Origin of the sequence: Okeanomitos corallinicola TIOX110, from assembly GCF_038050375.1 — a bacterium.
Classification (GTDB): Bacteria; Cyanobacteriota; Cyanobacteriia; order Cyanobacteriales; family Nostocaceae; genus Okeanomitos; species Okeanomitos corallinicola.
Genome location: NZ_CP150886.1, coordinates 4,142,576 through 4,161,379, shown reverse-complemented (window position 1 = coordinate 4,161,379; position 18,804 = coordinate 4,142,576). Strand labels below are relative to the sequence as shown.

At 36.1% G+C, this 18,804-nt stretch carries 18 protein-coding genes; 9 read left to right on the top strand and 9 right to left on the bottom strand.

The window, feature by feature from the left end; genetic code table 11:
• Positions 1–82: 82 nt before the first annotated feature.
• Complete coding sequence (locus WJM97_RS18180; RefSeq protein WP_353930186.1) at positions 83–1,756, top strand: SulP family inorganic anion transporter; 1,674 nt, start codon at positions 83–85, stop codon at positions 1,754–1,756.
• A gap of 177 nt (positions 1,757–1,933) precedes the next feature.
• On the opposite strand, the gene WJM97_RS18175 is transcribed toward WJM97_RS18180, so the two are convergent.
• Positions 1,934–2,548: a hypothetical protein gene (locus WJM97_RS18175; RefSeq protein ID WP_353930185.1), complete on the bottom strand. Its 615-nt coding sequence runs from the start codon at positions 2,546–2,548 to the stop codon at positions 1,934–1,936.
• A gap of 75 nt (positions 2,549–2,623) precedes the next feature.
• Here WJM97_RS18175 and WJM97_RS18170 point away from each other — a divergent pair, with 75 nt between their 5' ends.
• The 3 genes from WJM97_RS18170 (at position 2,624) to WJM97_RS18160 (ending at position 4,410) form a co-directional block, all read left to right on the top strand.
• Positions 2,624–2,695 carry a hypothetical protein gene (locus tag WJM97_RS18170; RefSeq protein WP_353933207.1) on the top strand — a complete coding sequence of 24 codons (72 nt, stop codon included), beginning with the start codon at positions 2,624–2,626 and terminating at the stop codon, positions 2,693–2,695.
• Positions 2,696–2,904: 209 nt separating this feature from the next.
• The gene (locus tag WJM97_RS18165) at positions 2,905–3,780 is read left to right on the top strand and encodes a lipid kinase (protein WP_353933206.1); all 876 of its coding nucleotides are present in this window, start codon (positions 2,905–2,907) and stop codon (positions 3,778–3,780) included.
• Between the two features lie 39 nt (positions 3,781–3,819).
• Positions 3,820–4,410: an exopolysaccharide biosynthesis protein gene (locus tag WJM97_RS18160; protein WP_353933205.1), complete on the top strand. Its 591-nt coding sequence runs from the start codon at positions 3,820–3,822 to the stop codon at positions 4,408–4,410.
• 313 nt (positions 4,411–4,723) lie between these two features.
• Here the strand turns inward: WJM97_RS18160 and WJM97_RS18155 are convergent, their stop codons facing one another.
• From WJM97_RS18155 to acs, 7 genes are all read right to left on the bottom strand, one after another.
• Positions 4,724–4,999, bottom strand: coding sequence for an RNA-binding protein (locus tag WJM97_RS18155; RefSeq protein WP_353930184.1), 276 nt, complete (start codon positions 4,997–4,999; stop codon positions 4,724–4,726).
• Positions 5,000–5,192: 193 nt separating this feature from the next.
• Entirely contained in the window at positions 5,193–5,351 is a 159-nt protein-coding gene (locus WJM97_RS18150) for a hypothetical protein (RefSeq protein WP_353930183.1), read from the bottom strand.
• A gap of 145 nt (positions 5,352–5,496) precedes the next feature.
• Positions 5,497–6,192, bottom strand: coding sequence for a hypothetical protein (locus WJM97_RS18145; RefSeq protein ID WP_353930182.1), 696 nt, complete (start codon positions 6,190–6,192; stop codon positions 5,497–5,499).
• A gap of 78 nt (positions 6,193–6,270) precedes the next feature.
• On the bottom strand, positions 6,271–7,167 hold the full coding sequence (locus WJM97_RS18140) for a nucleoside triphosphate pyrophosphohydrolase family protein (protein WP_353930181.1): 897 nt from the start codon (positions 7,165–7,167) through the stop codon (positions 6,271–6,273).
• A gap of 102 nt (positions 7,168–7,269) precedes the next feature.
• Positions 7,270–7,776: a DUF1643 domain-containing protein gene (locus WJM97_RS18135; protein WP_353930180.1), complete on the bottom strand. Its 507-nt coding sequence runs from the start codon at positions 7,774–7,776 to the stop codon at positions 7,270–7,272.
• A gap of 51 nt (positions 7,777–7,827) precedes the next feature.
• Entirely contained in the window at positions 7,828–9,003 is a 1,176-nt protein-coding gene (locus tag WJM97_RS18130) for a nucleotide kinase domain-containing protein (RefSeq protein WP_353930179.1), read from the bottom strand.
• A gap of 160 nt (positions 9,004–9,163) precedes the next feature.
• Positions 9,164–11,134, bottom strand: coding sequence for an acetate--CoA ligase (acs, locus tag WJM97_RS18125; protein WP_353930178.1), 1,971 nt, complete (start codon positions 11,132–11,134; stop codon positions 9,164–9,166).
• Between the two features lie 467 nt (positions 11,135–11,601).
• On the opposite strand from acs, the gene WJM97_RS18120 reads away from it, so the two are divergent.
• The 3 genes from WJM97_RS18120 (at position 11,602) to WJM97_RS18110 (ending at position 13,939) form a co-directional block, all read left to right on the top strand.
• On the top strand, positions 11,602–12,294 hold the full coding sequence (locus WJM97_RS18120; protein ID WP_353930177.1) for a hypothetical protein: 693 nt from the start codon (positions 11,602–11,604) through the stop codon (positions 12,292–12,294).
• Between the two features lie 66 nt (positions 12,295–12,360).
• Positions 12,361–12,783 carry a hypothetical protein gene (locus WJM97_RS18115; protein ID WP_353930176.1) on the top strand — a complete coding sequence of 141 codons (423 nt, stop codon included), beginning with the start codon at positions 12,361–12,363 and terminating at the stop codon, positions 12,781–12,783.
• Positions 12,784–12,979: 196 nt separating this feature from the next.
• Complete coding sequence (locus tag WJM97_RS18110; protein WP_353930175.1) at positions 12,980–13,939, top strand: DNA adenine methylase; 960 nt, start codon at positions 12,980–12,982, stop codon at positions 13,937–13,939.
• A 563-nt stretch (positions 13,940–14,502) separates the two neighbouring features.
• Here WJM97_RS18110 and WJM97_RS18105 read toward each other — a convergent pair.
• Positions 14,503–16,092: a helix-turn-helix domain-containing protein gene (locus WJM97_RS18105; RefSeq protein ID WP_353930174.1), complete on the bottom strand. Its 1,590-nt coding sequence runs from the start codon at positions 16,090–16,092 to the stop codon at positions 14,503–14,505.
• Positions 16,093–16,954: 862 nt separating this feature from the next.
• Between WJM97_RS18105 and fdxB the strand changes: the two genes are divergently transcribed.
• Entirely contained in the window at positions 16,955–17,248 is a 294-nt protein-coding gene (gene fdxB / locus WJM97_RS18100) for a ferredoxin III, nif-specific (RefSeq protein ID WP_353930173.1), read from the top strand.
• A gap of 586 nt (positions 17,249–17,834) precedes the next feature.
• A complete protein-coding gene (locus WJM97_RS18095; protein ID WP_353930172.1) occupies positions 17,835–18,779 on the top strand; it encodes a cytochrome c oxidase subunit II in 945 nt (314 codons plus the stop codon).
• Positions 18,780–18,804: the final 25 nt, after the last annotated feature.

Here is an 18,804-nt window from a genome sequence, read left to right as displayed (position 1 = left end):
TCTATGGCTAAAATTGTGAATTTAATTAGACAGAAAAAACTTGTCTAAACCGTACAATTTTGTTGTCATTGAGCATCCACTAATGCAAATAACTAATACTATTCATTTCCGCAATTTACGCGGTGACATCTTCGGTGGTGTTACCGCTGCCATTATTTCTTTACCACTGGCTTTAGCTTTCGGTGTTGCTTCCGGTGCTGGGCCTGTTGCTGGTCTGTATGGTGCTGTCTGCGTCGGCTTTTTTGCTGCTTTATTTGGTGGTACACCAACCCTAATTTCTGAACCTACTGGTCCGATGACAGTGGTCATTACTGGTATTATTGCTTCCCTGAATGTAAGTCACCCAGAAACCGGTATGGCTATGGCTTTTACTGTAGTCATGTTAGCAGGGGTATTTCAGATAATCTTTGGTGTCTTTAAGCTTGGTAAATATATTACCCTCATGCCCTATAGTGTAATTTCTGGCTTTATGTCAGGAATTGGGGTGATTTTAATATTCCTGCAAATTGCGCCTTTCTTGGGACAGTCTAGCCCTAAAGGTGGGGTATTGGGAGTAGTAAAAAACCTGCCTAACTTATTAGAAAATATCAACCCGAATGCTTTAATTTTGGGTGTAATGACGGTGGCAATTATTTATTTAACGCCATCACAGATTAAGCGTTTTGTTCCTCCTCAATTAATTGCATTAGTAGGAGTGACTATAGTTTCTGTCATATTTTTCGGTGATGCTGATATCCAACGTATTGGTGAGATTAAAACTGGTTTACCCAAAATTCAACTGCCAACTTTCTCATTATCAGACATGACTCTGATGTTAGTTGATGCGGTGATGTTGGCAATGTTGGGATGTATTGATACCCTATTAACTGCGGTAGTTGCTGATAGTTTAACCCGCACTGAACATAAATCTGATAAAGAATTAATTGGTCAAGGTATTGCTAACATCGTATCTGGTTTGTGTGGTGGTTTGCCTGGTGCTGGGGCAACAATGGGAACTGTGGTTAATATCCAAACTGGGGCGCGGACTGCGGTATCTGGTCTTACCCGTGCGTTGATTTTATTGGTTCTAGTTTTGGGTGCTGCTGGTGTAACTGAAAGCATTCCCATGGCTGTATTAGCTGGTATTGCCCTGAAAGTAGGTATTGATATTCTGGACTGGAGTTTCTTAAAGCGCTCTCATAAAGTATCTCTCAAGGGTTCACTCATCATGTATGGTGTTTTGCTCTTGACTGTGTTTGTTGACTTAATTGTGGCTGTAGGTGTGGGTGTATTTATTGCTAACATCCTGACAATTGAACGTCTTTCTAATATGCAGTCTCAGACAGTTAAAGCTATTAGTGATGCAGATGATGACATTGATTTAACTCCAGCGGAAAAGAGTTTATTGGATGAAGGTAATGGCCGGATATTACTATTTTACTTGAGTGGTGCAATGATATTTGGTGTATCTAAGGCGATTTCTCGTGAACATAACGCCATTAAAGATTGTGATGTCGTCGTTCTTGATTTGAGTGATGTACCAATGATGGGTGTGACAGCTTCCTTAACTATTGAGAGTGCAATTAGAGAAGCTTGTGAAGTAGGTCGTCAAGTGATCATTGTGGGTGCAACTGGTAAGATTAAAAAACGGTTAGAAAATCTGGGTGTTTTGAGTTTGTTACCTCCTCATCATTTAATGGTAGACCGGAAGGAAGCTCTTGAGCAAGCAGTACAAATAGTTAATAATTTTCCTCAAGATATAAGTGCAACTGTTTAGTAATTTCAGATAAATTAGGACTTACGCACAAGTCACTGAAGAATAAACCGCAGAGGACGCAGAGGACACAGAGAAATAAGAGTTTGAGAAATTTTTTGCGTAAGTCCTATAAATAAAAGTTTCCTCGGCATTTTAAAAAAGTCCATTTTAAAAAGTCGGGGAATTTTTATGTTTCAATTATCGAAAAATACAATTAGTTCCCCCCCACAGTTCAGTAATCACACCATCAGGTGCATTTTTAGAGAGAAGTCCAGACATCTGTCCGACATTAAACTCTACTCCTAAAGAGCTATCAAAGACTTTAATGTTGTAAGCTGCCTGTAAATCTTTGACAGTTGAACCAATGCCAATATTACTCATTGTAGTTAGTTTGGCACTTTCGGTTTGAGGACGAACACTCCAACCTACAAATTTATTTTCAGCAGCATTGATGGCAAAACCATTAGGCCAGGTGATGGTAGTTAATTTACCTGCTGGACATTCGGCATTTTCAGAGGTTTCTTTGGGTTGACCTAAAATAGCTGTCACCACATTTTTAGTAATTGCCAAATCAGAATCAAATGTAAAATTTCTAGTTGAGCCAGTCTGGGCATTCACGGTCATGATACCATCGTTAGATAAGGCAAGATTAGATTTAGCAGTTTGGTTTTGATTCTGTTTTTCTGAAGTTTCTGTAGCAGATAGACTTGGTGAAAACGTTGTTGAAGGATTAGAGTTATCAGGATTATTTGTACAACCAGAGATAGTTAAAATAAATATACTTAAACAAGCTAAGTTTTGAAAATTAAACATTATTTAATCGTTTATATTGGTTGACGTAAAGGGGGCTTAAAACCGGCTACAGCGTTGCGAGAAGCGCAGATTGAGATGTGGCAAGATGAGAAGTTTTCTAAAGCTGATTTTTGGGCTGCTTTTACTGTACAGGGTGAGTGGAGGTGACGGGTAGGAGTTCATACTATCAATAATCTTGATTTTGTTGGTACAGTAACAATAAATAAAAGTTATCGTAACCATAGATATGATTTACTCAATGATGACCATTCATTTATCAATGTCGTTACATATTTTCCAACAGCGTTAAGTGTAAAATTCACGCAAGGTTAGATGACGTGAAAAATTATTTATCTAAGCTAGAAAGGATATTACCCATAAGTCCTAAAGCACTGTTGTTAGTCAATCCCCATGCTCGTAAAGGACAAAAATTTTTATCTACAGCAGTTGATTGTCTAAACACACTTGGATTTCATGTAATTCAAGCATCTACAGAAAATCCCCAACAATTGGGAGATGTCATCCGACACTATCAACAGCAAATTGATTTAGTAATTGTCGGTGGTGGTGATGGCACTCTTAATGCTGCCGTAGATGCTATTGTTGAAACTCAATTACCTCTGGGTATTTTGCCTTTGGGAACTGCTAATGATTTAGCTAGAACCTTGGGAATTCCTAATTCTTTACCAGAAGCTTGTCAAATTATCGCTGCTGGACAGTTACGGCGGATTGATTTAGGTTGTGTGAATGGTAAGTATTTTTTTAATGTTGCTAGTCTGGGATTAAGTGTAAATATTACTCAAAAATTAACCAAGGAAGTAAAACGCCGTTGGGGAGTCTTTGCCTATGCTGCTGCTGCATTTCAAGTAATTTGGAAATCTCGCCCTTTTCAAGCAGAAATTCGTACACCTGGGCAATCATTTCATGTCAAAACCGTGCAAATCGCTGTGGGTAATGGCCGGTATTATGGTGGTGGTATGGCTGTTTTCCATGATGCTAGAATAGATGATCAAAGGCTGGATCTTTATAGTTTAGAAGTTCACCATTGGTGGCAAATGATTCCTTTGCTGCCAGCTATACGCCAAGGTAAACATATACACTGGCGTGGTGTACGGGCTATTCAAGGAAGGGAAATCCAGATTTATACTCGTAAACCTTATCCTATTAATACAGATGGAGAAATTACAACTTACACTCCGGCTGTATTTAGTCTCATGCCCAAGGGTATAGGTGTTTTTGTGCCACTACTGTAATCAGTATGCAAGATGCTAAGTCCCATAACTCCTAAAACAATGCACTTGAGATTTTCCCAAGATATCAAATCTTTACTGCAACGTTTAACCGAGAAACCACTGACTTTGGGTGATATTTTGGCGGAAACTTCAGAACGGGGTTTTAGCTTGGTAATTGCATTATTAGTTTTACCGTTTTTGTTTCCCATGCCACCAGGTTTAACTGGACCTTTTGGTTTTGCTTGTTTGTTGCTATCTTTACAAATGCTTTTAGGTAGGCGATCGCCTTGGCTACCTAGAAAAATTGCTACCTATAAATTTCCACGTAGTTTTGCTGAAATTATCCTCAAAAATCTCCGTCGAGTCACTAAGTTATTGGAAAAAATTGCTCGTCCCCGTTTGACTAAGATAGCTTCTAATGGTCTTGCTTGGCGATTTAATGGGCTATGTATCTCTTGGTTGACTATATTACTTATTTCACCTGTTCCTTTTACTAACCCTATCCCCACAGTAGGTATTTTACTTTTTGCTGTTGCTAGTATTGAATCTGATGGGCTGTTAATGTGTATCTGCTATGTACTGACAGTCTTGATTACTATATTATTTGGTATGATTGGTTATGCAGTTTGGTTAGCTCCAAATTTACTGTAATTAATAAGTAGTCGTGCAAAATAAATTTCATATTTAGGGAAGGTGACAGGTGACAGTTTCAAGAGTTAGATGGGAACGATTTTTCCTTGGAGTAGGAATTAAATGCAAGGTTTTTAAGTTTCCACCTCGTAAAAGCTTGCACTTTTTTTACCTTAAGACGGCTCAAATCCTTTCCCTGTAATGTTTTCACATTTATTCACCAAGTCCTATTTTAGGCAGTGAAAAAGGCTCAAGTAGAAATACTCAAGCCTCGACTACATCAAATTAATTTGTTGAACTAACAGATTAGTTCAAATCACTGAACCTGTTAAACTTAATAACGGTTACGTCCAGCAGAACCTCTATCTTCTCTGGGTTTAGCCTTATTTACTTTCAAATCTCTTCCCATCCACTCTGCACCATCAAGTGCTTCAATAGCAGATGTTTCTTCCGCATCTGTACCCATTTCCACAAAACCAAAGCCGCGTAAACGACCTGTTTCACGATCTGTAGGTAGTTGAACCCGTTTAACAGAACCATATTCTGCAAACACGGCATTAAGAGTATCTTCTGTAACTTCGTAAGAAAGATTGCCTACATAAACTGACATAAATTGTCTCCGAAAATATAAATGTGTAGAGGTTTCGGAGAAAAGTTTGTAAATGCCAAAAACAAAAAACTTGTCAAAACTAAAAACAAATGCTGTTAACCGAAATTCCTATCTCCCATAATGACACAGAAAACCATTTTGCGGGGGGAAAAATAAAAACTGTTACATAAAGTAATATGAGCAATTGCTCAATTTAAATCTCAAAAAACAGATTCACAAAGAATTTATGAAAAAGATGATCTTGAGAAATTTTACATTTTAAGACTTGACAAGACGCAAAATGTTCATTATTTACTTCAAATTCTAGGTATTCTTCAGGTGAGTAGTAGCGTGTTTCTTGTGCAAGAGTCATGATATTTATATCCTCAATTGCAGGTTGTTGATTTATTTAATTTGTGTATCTGGATTCTGTGTATCTGGATTCATCGGCTTGTTCTCTTTCTATTTTGGTAATTGATATAAGTATTTGATTGATATTATTGATCTGACTATTTGAATTAATAGATGCTAAGAGAAGATTTAATCGTATTGAGTAATGGCTGTATAAATATCTCTGCTATTGGCTTTGCAAAAACAAGTAAAAGCGAAATAGCAATAGTAAATGTGATAGCCTGTTTAATAGAATAATTCTCTACTTTTTTCTCTAGTTCATCCAAACGTGTTTTTAAATAAGGAAGAGAAGAAACTAAATCAGGACTATTCATTAAATCAGTGGGAATTGAATCATAGTCATTTTTATTTCTCGATTTTTCATCTTCTTGATCTAAATCAGCATACCATATAGTGAAAATCCTCTCACCTCTTGCTACATGAAGGTGAAGAGGCCCAGCATTATAAACAGCAAAAATTAGTTTACCACAATAACCAGGATCTACATGAAAACCTGAAACATTAATCAGTCCATGTGATTTAAATTTAAATTTTATTGAAATAAATGCAAGTGAATTTTTTGGAACTTTAATTATTTCAGAAGTTATTAGGAATGCAAATTGTCCTGGCGGTATGCAAACAGTTTCTTTTTCACTAAGGAAAACTTTTTTCCGTTCTTTTAAAGGTGTATCAGGAAGGGGTGAAATATAAACTTCTTCTCCTAAACACAATTGGTATGATGCAGACTCAATTTGATTTTCATTAAATGGTTCAATTAAATTAGGAAGACGAGAACGCAAGGTTTGTGATGACCAAAAACTCATTTTTTCCTTGTATTATTTTTTTAATTAAATGTTTGTTTACTAGAAAAACCAAATGTTGATTAGACTTTTTTATTTAATCTAACTGACTCCTATTTGATAAGTTATTGAACGTCTATCAAGATCAACAATTACTGTTCCTCCTCTGTTTTTCTCTACTTGTCTCCAAACATCATAACCCATTAAAATCGCCTTTTCCCAATCTCCTAACGAACAACGAGAAACTTCTAAATGAGATGTCATATTTTTGATAGTTTTCAATAGTTGATAATCTAATGTTGAAACACCTTTTAAAAAACCGTGATCTTTAGCATAGCTAAATACAAGTGCTGCTATCCCTTCTTCAATAGCTACTGCACGACCTCCATCTTCAACTTCGTCAATAAGAGGATTACTTTTACGCTTACGTTTAAGAATACTTCTAGTAACTACAGACCAACCTAAAACAGCAGCATAAGCAAAATGAAAAATATCATGAAAGCGGTAGCCATCACTTTGATAAGAATTATCAGTTAGGTCACTTCCTATCTGTTCTTGGTTAATAAATGCTTTCATCTTCACGGAATTATCTTTGCTAACTTCTGTAATTTCTACTGCAAATTTCCGTGGTAAACTTTCATTTTCCGGGAAGTCATTATCAAAGATGTAAATGGTATTTTTCTCATCTATTGGTGATGAATTTCTCCATCCCCAACGGTCATTACACTTGCTCAGATTATTTTCGGCTATTTCTTCTAAATTTAGGTTAGATTTAGTGGCTATATTGGCAATATACCAAAGCATATCTCCTAATTCTTCCGCAATTCCTTCTTCAAATAATTTGTGTGCATCACCATCTCTTAGATGTTTTTTATATTCGGTCATCAATGAACCAACTTCACCTACTAAACCTAGTAAGGGTATGATTAATTCAGTACCTTCAACAGTAGGTATTTGATCTGTGTTTAGTGCTTGTTTCTGATATTCTGCAAAATTCATAATGTTATTCCTTAAATTTCAAAGTTGTTGTTGATTTTTATAAATGCAAAATAAAAACTTGATGACACTGAAAAAGGATAACTATTATAATTTCAAATATAGCTATTCTCTTGTCGGAAAAATAATTGGGTTTATATTTTTTGGGAGATACACTGGATGGTTTGGATATCCATTTTTTGTTATTCTTAGGCAGTAAAGAGGTTTTTTATCATTAATTAATGTTAAAACTTCTTTGTCACGATGTTTAATTATGGGGTACTTGCTAATACTCACATCATCAAGCCATGCTCCCCACCCCAAAATAATTTTTTCAGCGCGTTCTATCGCTGACAGAATATATTGGTTATTTTTTGAACCAACGGGTTCAATATCTTTAGACTTAAGTTTATTAGGTTTTGTAGCACGATACGCGAATAGATTAACTACTTCAAGAGAACCATAACCCCAAGATTTAGCAAAGTTAATACATTTACGAAGTGTTTGATCATCTTTTTCGTGGTCAGCGGTACTTGGGTTCAGCATTACAAAAGTAACTTGCTGCAAATTTACATCCCATTTACGTCCTAGTAAGTAGCGATAATTTCCATCAATCTTGGCATACTTTTCCATTCCACCATACTTTCCTTTGAATTACTGTTGATTTATAAATAGTATAAGATATCAAAACAGACACAACTGTTGAGATTTTTCTGTATCTGCATTTTGCACAGCTTTTGATTTTTGCTTCTGAGTATTCTGCTGAGATTTTTTATGCAATTTTGATAAATTATCCGATATCTTAGATGTAGTGTTGACAAAAGTATCTAATTCTAAAGATAACTGTTGACAATTATCTTGTACATCAAAAATTTCTAATGGTGGTAATCTCTGGGCTAAAGTTTCTTGAACCTGATTATTGATACCCCATTTAGGAGGATAAAAATAATCAATTGGTTGAGGAGTAGGAGTAAACTTAGCTTTTATCTTTTTACGATTACTTTTTAAATCAGGAAATGCTGCTCTACAATACTTGTCAGTTTCACAGAAAAGATTTTGACAGTCTATAGCTTGTAACGGACGACCCCAGAGAGATTGAAAATTTAAACCCAAACGTTGAAATTCATTTTCTTGATTTTCTGTCATCCAGTGAATGACATCAGCATAACCTTTTCCCTCGGTATCAATAAAACATTTATTAATCCCCCGTTCTGCTCCTGGCCCTGCTATAGTAAAACTGTTTTCATCAAAATTTATGACTTCACTATAATTAATATCTGTCGCTAACTGGTAAGCCATAAACTTACCTAAGAGTGGATATGATTCAATAATATTAAAAACTTCTTCTAAACTTTTAGCTTTGACTATGGGATTAATCACCCTATCTTTTACAAGCATTTTATCAATTAATGCCAAATGATTTTGGTGTTTTTTATCATAACCAAATTCTTTACTAGCACAGGACATATAAGCACTTGTATAAATCACATATCCCAAATCCATAGCTTCTTGTAAGATATTTGAATATACGTCTAAATCAAAATTAGAGAGTGTAATATAATCTTCTATTTTGTTTTCTAAATATTCCCAAGTTTCTATTTTATTAAAAATTTTAAATAGTAAAATTCTGAATAAAACTTCTTCTTCATTTTGACTTCTATTATCATCATAAATGACATTCTTAATCAGATATTGAGAAACACGATCACTTACGCGATAAGCATTGCAAAATTTATAAGTATTAAGAATAGCATCACTCGTCCAAGGTGGGGGTACATTTTTAAGTTTGTTAAAAAACACTTCCTGACGCATAGCAGCAAATCGCCAGTAGGTATCAAAAATTTCTTGTCTTACTTGCATCCACCCTTCTCCTTGCTGCTTATCATTAATAATGGTGTAATAAGGTTTAGTTAAGCATAAAAATCAACATTATCACACCATTTTTTAACTTAACTTTACCATACGCAAAGACACAAAAAACCCTTTGCGCCTTTGCGTCTTTGCGTGAGCTTATCCTAAACTAAGCACCCTCCCGCAACTTATCCAAAACACTCCGATCCTCCAAAGTCGAAGTATCACCAGACACCTCCTGACCAGCAGCCAAATTCCGTAATAACCGCCGCATAATCTTACCAGACCGTGTTTTCGGCAAAGCATCACTAAACCTGATTTCACCAGGACGTGCGATCGCCCCAATTTCACTAACAACGTGCTTTTTCAGATCCTTGATCAACTCCTCACTAGGTTGATAATTTCCATCCAAAGTCACAAAAGCTACAATTTCTTCACCTTTTAACTCATCGGGTTTACCCACCACAGCAGCCTCAGCAACCGCCGGATGAGAAACTAGGGCAGATTCCACTTCCATAGTTCCCAGGCGGTGTCCAGAGACATTTAGCACATCATCAACACGTCCCATCACCCAGAAATAACCATCTTCATCCTTCCTTGCACCATCCCCAGCAAAATACGTATATTTACCATCTTTCGGGGGAATATGTTCCCAATAAGTCCGACGAAAACGATCAGGATCACCGTACACAGTCCGCATCATTCCCGGCCAAGGATGACGTACTGCTAAATAACCACCTTCATTTTCCGGGACAGAATTACCATCTAAATCAACTATGTCTGCAATAATACCGGGGAAAGGTAAAGTGGCTGAACCGGGTTTAGTGGCGATCGCACCGGGTAAAGGTGTAATCATAATCCCACCTGTTTCCGTTTGCCACCAAGTATCAACAATGGGGCAACGTTCACCACCAATAATTTTGTGATACCAGATCCAAGCTTCAGGGTTGATAGGTTCACCGACAGTACCTAGTAACCGCAAAGATGAAAGGTTACGGGTTTTAGGATGGTGTTCACCCATTTTAATAAAGGCGCGGATAGCTGTAGGTGCAGTATAAAAAATCGTTACACCGTATTTTTCAACTATGTCCCAAGTACAACCAGGGTTAGATGCACGAGGCGCACCTTCATACATCACAGTGGTTGCACCGTTGGAAAGGGGTCCATAAACTATATAGCTATGTCCAGTAATCCAACCTACATCAGCAGTACACCAATATACATCCGTATCTTGCAGATCAAATATCCATTTGGTGGTGATATGGCTGTATAGGTTATAACCTCCTGTGGTGTGTACTACTCCCTTGGGTTTACCGGTACTACCGGAGGTATAGAGGACAAAGAGCATATCTTCGCTGTCCATGGGTTCAGCGGGACAGTCAGCGGACACACCTTTTTGTAAATCATGCCACCAGTGGTCTCGTCCTGCGGCCATCTGGGTTTTTTGACCTGTGCGTTGTACCACTAGCACATCTGTGACGCTGGTTACAGCACCATCAGCTAAGGCTTTATCTACCTGTTCTTTCAGGGGGACGATGGCATCTTTGCGCCAACCACCATCGGCAGTGACGACTACTTTCGCTTCGGCATCATTGAGGCGATCGCGTAAAGCTTCAGCACTAAATCCACCAAAGACAACGCTATGTGGTGCGCCTATTCTGGCACAAGCTAACATGGCAATGGCAGCTTCGGGAATCATGGGCATATAGATTCCCACGCGATCGCCTTTTTTGACACCCAACTGTTTGAGAACATTAGCAAACTGACAAACTTCCCGATGCAATTGAGCATAAGTGAGAGTCCGAGAATCTCCGGGTTCACCTTCCCAAATTAAAGCCGCTTTATTTTTTCGCCAAGTATGCAGATGTCTGTCCAGACAGTTGTAAGAAATATTGATCTGGCCATTGACAAACCACTTGGCAAAAGGGGGTTGCCAATCTAGGACAGTATCCCATTTTTTAAACCAACTTAACTCTTTTTCTGCCAAATCTGCCCAAAACTTTTGAGGATCAGTTTTTGCTGCCTCATAAAGACGCTGATACTCTGCCAAACTTTTAATATTAGCCTGTTGCGAAAAATCACTAGCCGGAGGAAAAAGACGTTTTTCCTGTAAGATGGATTCTATAGTCGGTTGAGACATAGTGAGCTAGACGAAATTGTTACTAAAAACTATTGTTAACAAACTTATGGTCGTCCGTGGGTAGATTTTCATTAAGCTTAGTCCGATCAGTTACAAATTTCCATCCCAAAGCCTTTTATGGTCAGCATTTAAAAGCTGAACGCTATCCGCTGATAGCTGACAGTTACCGTATAAACCTAAAGGAAATATTAAGTGTCATTGAGAAAATGAAAATTTGTATCTCTTGTAGCTGATTAAAGGGTAAAATAGTTGTGTATCACCCAAAAGCAGGATACTTCACGCCAGCTAAATGGGTAGAACTTAATTTTTTAAATAGTTGAATTCAAGGCATTACAACATTTTCAAGCAATTGTCAATGAAATCTCTTTTCTCCATCAAATTCTCACACCGAAACATGAATCAGATACTTATCTTACGAAGTATAAATTAAAAACAACACTTTTATTTACTGAAAAGTAGGGCTTAGTTTGCAAGCAAAAGAGATCAAGGATAAACTAAAATCACTCATCGAAAAAGCTTCGATGATAGACCCTCAATTAGCAAAAAGATTAAACGAAATCAATCGTTGGTTGAAATATACTCGCCCTGGTTCTCTTACTGCTAAACCACTTGTCCTTGCCTTTCTTCTAGAAATAATTACAGATTCAACAATTTGGTTAATTATTCAATCATTACCAACAGCAGCAGCACGTCAAGCCAAATTTGATCAAATGACCGCAAATGAAAGGTATTGGTATGGATACTTATTTCCCAAGTGGATAAACTCCACAGATGCCAAATTTTATATTTGGAAGAAAAAAATGATGGCAGGAGAATTTAATCAGTTAGATGATGATATTATTAAATCATTAGCTCAAACTATTGTGCGTCGAGAAGGTACATTTTGGCAGCGTTATATTGCCGACCTTTCAATGGCAACAGATTTAATTGTTAGTAATCATCAACACAAACCACTTTGTATTCAAGTTACCAGCGTCAGCGAAGAATTACATGGCAAAAAATATGAGAAGTGGCAAAATGCACTACAGATGTGGGAGATAGAAAGAGGATTGTTCCTCAGTTACAATCCCGGTGAGATAGGTTTTATCCACCAATTAGTTAATGTGGTGCTGTATAACAGTGACCATCTTTCCGAAGGAAAGTATGTCAACTTTTCCTAACCACAAATTTTGGAAATTGAAAATCACAATCCTTGCTCACATAGTTATCTGCTCACTACAGCATTTATGCTTAACCAAACAGAAATGAACAGCATTACTCAAGTTGATGAATTTGCTGAACTTTTAGCAGCAGCCCGTAAAATGCAGCAAGACTGGCTAGAATGTGGGGTAAATTATGTTCATCTTTATGTTGAAGATGCGGACGGAGATTGGTTAGAAACTTGGGGAAATGATGAAATATTAGGTAATTCTCTATTAGATTCTATTAAAGAATTTCTGATTAGTAATGATGATGTTGCTGTCAAAATCAGATATCGTTTAGGAGATCAACCACTATTTGAATTAGCTGTGGATTTGGAAGAATGTTTGCGAATTTCCAGAGAAGAGGAAACACCATCGGCAGTGAGAGATATTTTAGCTCGTTATCTTCATACTTGTGATCTGGAATTATCTGATTTAGTCAGTAGTTTAGTGACTAGATTTTTGTAAACTGTCAATAGAAAAATCGGTGATAACATCAGAGGATGTTGTTAAAGTAGTCAGGGTTTATCAATACTAAACCCCCTACATTTTACGATTTCCTCTTTTTGCTTTTTAGCATTCCTCAAATTGCTTGGTTGATTCTTTCAACAAAAACAAACTAAATTTAACAATTTTCAGTTTTTTATTTATATACTTCAAGTTAATGATTTCTACGCTCAAAACAGCCTCAAATTCTTCAATAGTTCCAAAACCTTTTTTAAAATGGGCTGGTGGTAAAACTCAACTACTTGAACAAATTAGTCAATTCCTACCCCAGCAATTGGTTAACGGTAAAATCAAAAAATATATAGAACCTTTTATGGGTGGGGGTGCAGTTTTTTTTCACATCGCTAATAACTATCAAGTTCAAGAATTTTGTATTTCCGATATCAATATAGAATTAGTCATTGCATATAAAACAATTCAAAATTATGTAGATGAATTAATTGCCATGTTGACGGATACCGAAAAACAATATTTATCTCTAGATGAAATTCAGAGAAAAGAATACTTTTATCAAATTAGAAATCAGTTTAATTTCCACAGAAACGATATCAACTATCAGGATTATAACTCTGGGTGGATAGAAAGAACAGCACAAATGATCTTTTTAAACAAAACCTGTTTTAATGGTTTGTTTCGGGTAAACTCCCAAGGTAAATTTAATGTTCCTGTGGGAAAATATAAAAACCCGAAAATATGCGATCGCCAAAATTTAAAAGCCGTATCCTTAGTTTTACAAAATGTCGAAATTCAGCACCAAGACTTTAGTAAATGGGAAAATTTGATAGATAGTCAAACTTTTATTTATCTTGATCCTCCCTATCGTCCCTTAAATAAAACATCCAACTTTACCGCTTATTCACAACAGATATTTAATGATGATGAACAAATCAGACTCCGAGATTTTTTTAAAAATGCAAGTAATCAAGGTGCTTTCTTAATGCTGAGTAATTCAGACCCTAAAAATGAAGATATCGAAGATGACTTCTTTGAAACAGCTTATGCTGGTTATCGAATAGAAAGAGTCAAAGCATCACGCCTAATTAATCGAGATTATTTAAACCGCAAGACAATTAACGAACTACTGATCATGAACTATCAATCATCATCCATCATCTAACTTTGCTCCTTAGCACCTTTGCGCCTTTGCGTGAAACCTCAAAATGTATTTGATTTAACGACAGAGGAAAAAAGACAAATCCAAGATATTTGCGATCGCCTACCCCATTTACATATCACATTTATATTATTTTGTCAATAGCCTAAAATCCAACCAGCAAATAACATAATCAAGATTTCCCAAAAATAGTTTCACCAAACGAGGAGAGAATTATTAATGTGAGTGAAATTCTGAGAGTTGCTATTTCTTAAACGCTTATATATCAAGACTTTCCTAAATTCACCAGCAACCGACATTTACAAATAGACACTATAACCCACTTTACAAATTCTCCTAAATCATAGCAGATCGCTGAAAGTATTGCAATACCGTAAATAAATAGAAATAATTCTCAATTAATTATTAAGAAAAGATAAAGGAAAAAACTTCATTCATGAGACATTTATAAGTGTTTACCTTTTAACTATAACTTAAATCTATCTTTTATCCCTAACCTTAAAACTTTGCGCCTTTGCGTGAGATACTTGTAAGGTGCATTAATAATAACGCACCAAAATACTAAACTACAAAATATTTAAAATCCTCCGCAACAAAATTTGATCATCCGGCTTAGGTTTCAGACGACCATTTTCCACATCTCGAATCCAACTTTGACTTTTACCTATCAACTTCGCTAACTCCCTTTGGGAAAGATTGATACTTTTGCGGGCTTCTAAAACCTGTTCAGCTAATAAATTATTCGTTGTTTTAATCACCCTTTTATTGCTGACATTACGCCGCTTTTTTTTCCTAGTTTCTGAACTTAACTGTTCCCATTCTGGCGGTAATTCAAAAGCAGCAATTCTGGCATTCATCAGCAAATTCCACTTACCGCGAGGACCACTATCAGTTAAGCGATGATCACCACCACCATCATTAATCCAAAATTCCAAAGCCTCATCTGGATCTTCAGGAATATCTACTAACTTTGCCCATAAAGGTTGAATTTCTGGGGGATAGGTAACAGGATCAAAACTGGCTTTAATTCCATAATGATTAAGAACTTCCAAATCATTTTCAAAAGTTCGTAAAAGTCGTTTGCGCTCATCTCGTTGTCTAGCAGCTAAAGTAACTTTTTCCTCACCGTAAGCAACACGCAGTAAAGTAGGAACAGTGATGCGTTGTTCTCTACCCATTTTGGTTTTAAAAAGTAACCATAACATTAATCTGACTGCGCCTTCATGTTGTTGCCAAAGACTCATCACTGTAGTTAACAGCGTTTTGGGTAGACTACCATATTGATAGAAACCAGTTCGTTCTTTTGAGCCTTGTCTATTTAAAAAATGCCGCGCCCAAATGCCAGCTTTGACCTTTAATGTCAATCCAATCAAATATTTACACCCTTGCTTATCTTCTTGAAAATGATGTTTAACATCTGTCAAATGCCACAAAGGACAATCTTGAATAGAAAAACTAGGAACTTTACCCCGTTGCGGCCAGTCAATAGAAACTAAGAGTGAGCAAGCTTGCTGAACAATGTTTTTGATCAAACATATCTTGGCGGTTTTGTTGAGGTCTTTACGTTTTTCTAACCCCAAGTATTTTTCAATTTGGCGCTCATCAACAGTAAATTCTTCTTCCCAAGGTTGATCTACCGCAGTAGCATGAGCAGCAAAAATCAAATGAATACAAGCGGCGCGAATGTCGAGATTTTCAACCGCTTGTAAACTTTGAGCCAAATTACTATCTTGAAATGGATCTTGGATATGAAAAGAAATTGCACCGCGACCTTGATTAACTTTTCGGCTGTAGTGTAAATTGCCTTCTCCATCTTGTTCCCAATGTAGTGATTTACGTTGTGCAAGTAGATTGCAAGCTTCCCAAATAACTATTGCCGAAGCAAAGGGGTTATTCTTGCCATTAGAAAATAAATAAGCACTGGTAGGTTCTCGTACTTCTAATTTGGATCTACCTCTTTTTGCTTGCCAAGGTTTAGGGGAATTTGTTGGACAAGCAATGACACATTGTGGTTCTGGATAATAACCCTCACAATTGTTACAAAGACAGGGATCAATCCAATATTCATCATTTTCTTTTTTGATTGCACCCGTAGGACATTGGGGGCGGCATTTATCACATCCAGCACAAATTTTCGTAGGAATTGTATAAGGCATGGGACTGTTTCCTAGTCTAATTGCTGAGATGTTTGGTGTAAGTCTCCCCGTGATGCCTCCTCTTGATTCATAACTTGCTACCAAATAATCTCCATGACAAGAAAAGTTCTTCTCGCCTTACTTCTAGGTGAACAGTTATTAGTTTTCAGTTATGACTGTTCACGTAATTTAGAACTTTGAAATTAAGGCTTTATAGCTTCTTCATTAACTATACATTTCATAAAGATTTCGCGAAGTTTGTTCACAATGAGCGTGGGGAATTTTCTTAATATTTATGTTCTGCGATGACAGGAAATCATTACATAAACTGTTTTTCAGGAACACCTTAATAATTTAAAATTGTTTTTAAATACAGTAATTTATCAAAATAGCAATCAGGGAATATTCAATATTAAAAAAATCACGAACAGGATCCATAAATCATTTTTTGTTCACGATTTACCTTTGAGTATAAATGCAGGATATGATAAATATAACTTAGATAATCATAGAGTTTGTATAGATATTTGCATAATCTTAAATCAAGATTGTTTAGTGTTCATGAATACGATTTATACTTATTTTTTGGCATGATATATCATTTAACCTGGGGATTTTTTGCCAGAAATTATCAACATCTAAATTTATTGATCAAGATTATTATCTTGCCTGAAACTCTTGCTAATTAGTATATGTGATTAAATTCATTAATAATAAATCACATTTATTTAGTTATTTTTTACTATCTCAATTGAGACTATTTATCAAGTCAGAAAAGCTTGATAAAAAAGTTAATATTTATCATCAAAATCTCAAAATATTAGGCTAACATTAAGAGTAAATCACCAACTGACTTATAAGCGAAATTGCTGAGGATAGATTCATGGCAACATTGACAGGCGTAACTTTTGGCGGCGGTACTTGGACACCTAAATTTGCTACAGAAATTGACAAGGATAAATGTATTGGTTGTGGCAGATGTATTAAAGTTTGTGGTTACAATGTTTTAGGTTTGATGGCATTGAATGAAGAAGGTGAATTTGTGGAAGATGAAGATGACGAAGAAATAGAACGCAAAGTAGTAGCAGTCACCAATGGAGGAAACTGTATTGGTTGTGAAGCTTGTTCTCGGATTTGTCCTAAAAATTGTTATTCCCACGCCACATTAGAACAATAATAATTGTGGGAATTAATTAAGGTCAGTAAATGACAAGGAGACGTTATTTATCTCCGTCAATAAGCATCACCAAATTATTAGAGGGGAATACTCAATCCTTACTTAAATTAGTTAAACAGTTCATCCTCAACAAAAATATGAGTTATTAATTGTTATTGATTAACTATCTTAAAATTATAAAATTAATATGAATTACATTGTATCAACACATATAGTAATCCTATTTGAGTTATGAACTGGTTTTGGAAACGAACCACAGAGAACACAGAGGACACAGGGGTAGGAAAATCAGAAATGTATGTTCATATTTTATTTAGGATTGCTATAGTAATTAGCAAATATTGCTCAGGATAAAAATATTATTTTTACAAAAATTTTAAATATGAGCTAGAGATATGAAAAAAATATGGAAGTTTAGCAATTTTTGATTAGCTACAAGCTAAAACTGTAATAAGTAAAAGCCCAAAAATGTCATATTTCAGAAGTCAGTAGCCATCAGACAAGATAGATAAAATTAACATTTTATTTCTTGGCTTTTGTCTTTTCATACTGATTACTGATAACTGATCAAGAACAGGTAGTAAATATGCAAAAAGTTCCTGTGTCACTGTGGACACTTTTAGCGGGGATGTTTATTGCCCCTATCAGTATTTGGATTGGCCAAAATCATCATTTATTGCCAGTACAAGCATCAAAACAAGCACCTTTGGTAGACGGTTTTTTTAACATTATGTTTACCATTGCGATCGCACTATTTTTGATTGTTGAAGGAACGATTTTGATTTTCTTGTTTGTTTACCGTCGTCGTCCTGGAGATAATAGCGATGGTACACCGGTAGAAGGTAATTTAGCCTTAGAAATCTTTTGGACAGCCATACCTACAGTAATTGTCATTGTTTTAGGTATTTACAGCGTCAATGTTTATAACCAAATGGGTGGTTTAGAACCCGGTAGTCATCCCCATAGTCATGTCGCTATGGCTGCTACTATGGATGATACTCAATCTTTAACAGCGCCTAATATTGGGATTGGTATTGGTGCAAGTCCCCAAACTCAAAATAAACCAGCAGACTTGGTAGTTGATGTTAAAGGAATACAATTTGCTTGGTTATTTAACTATCCCAACACAGGCATTTTAACAGGAGAACTTCATGTTCCTGTAGGTGCTGATGTGCAGTTAAATTTATCCGCAGATGATGTCATTCATTCTTTCTGGGTTCCCCAATTTCGCCTCAAGCAAGATGCTATTCCTGGAATACCCACAGAACTCAGATTTGTGGCTACAAAACCTGGTACATATCCCGTAGTTTGTGCAGAATTATGTGGTGGTTATCATGGTTCAATGCGAACTCAAGTGATTGTTCACACTCAAGCAGAATTTGATAGTTGGTTAACAGAAAATCAGTTAGCACAACAGCAAGAAAAGCCTCAAATTGTAGCTGTCAACCCTGCTAATTTGTCAACTTCTGAATTTCTTGATCCTTATGTTCAGAAAATGGGAATAAGTCAGGAGTTAGTAATTAGTAACTGACAACTTTTCCCCATTCCCCATTCCT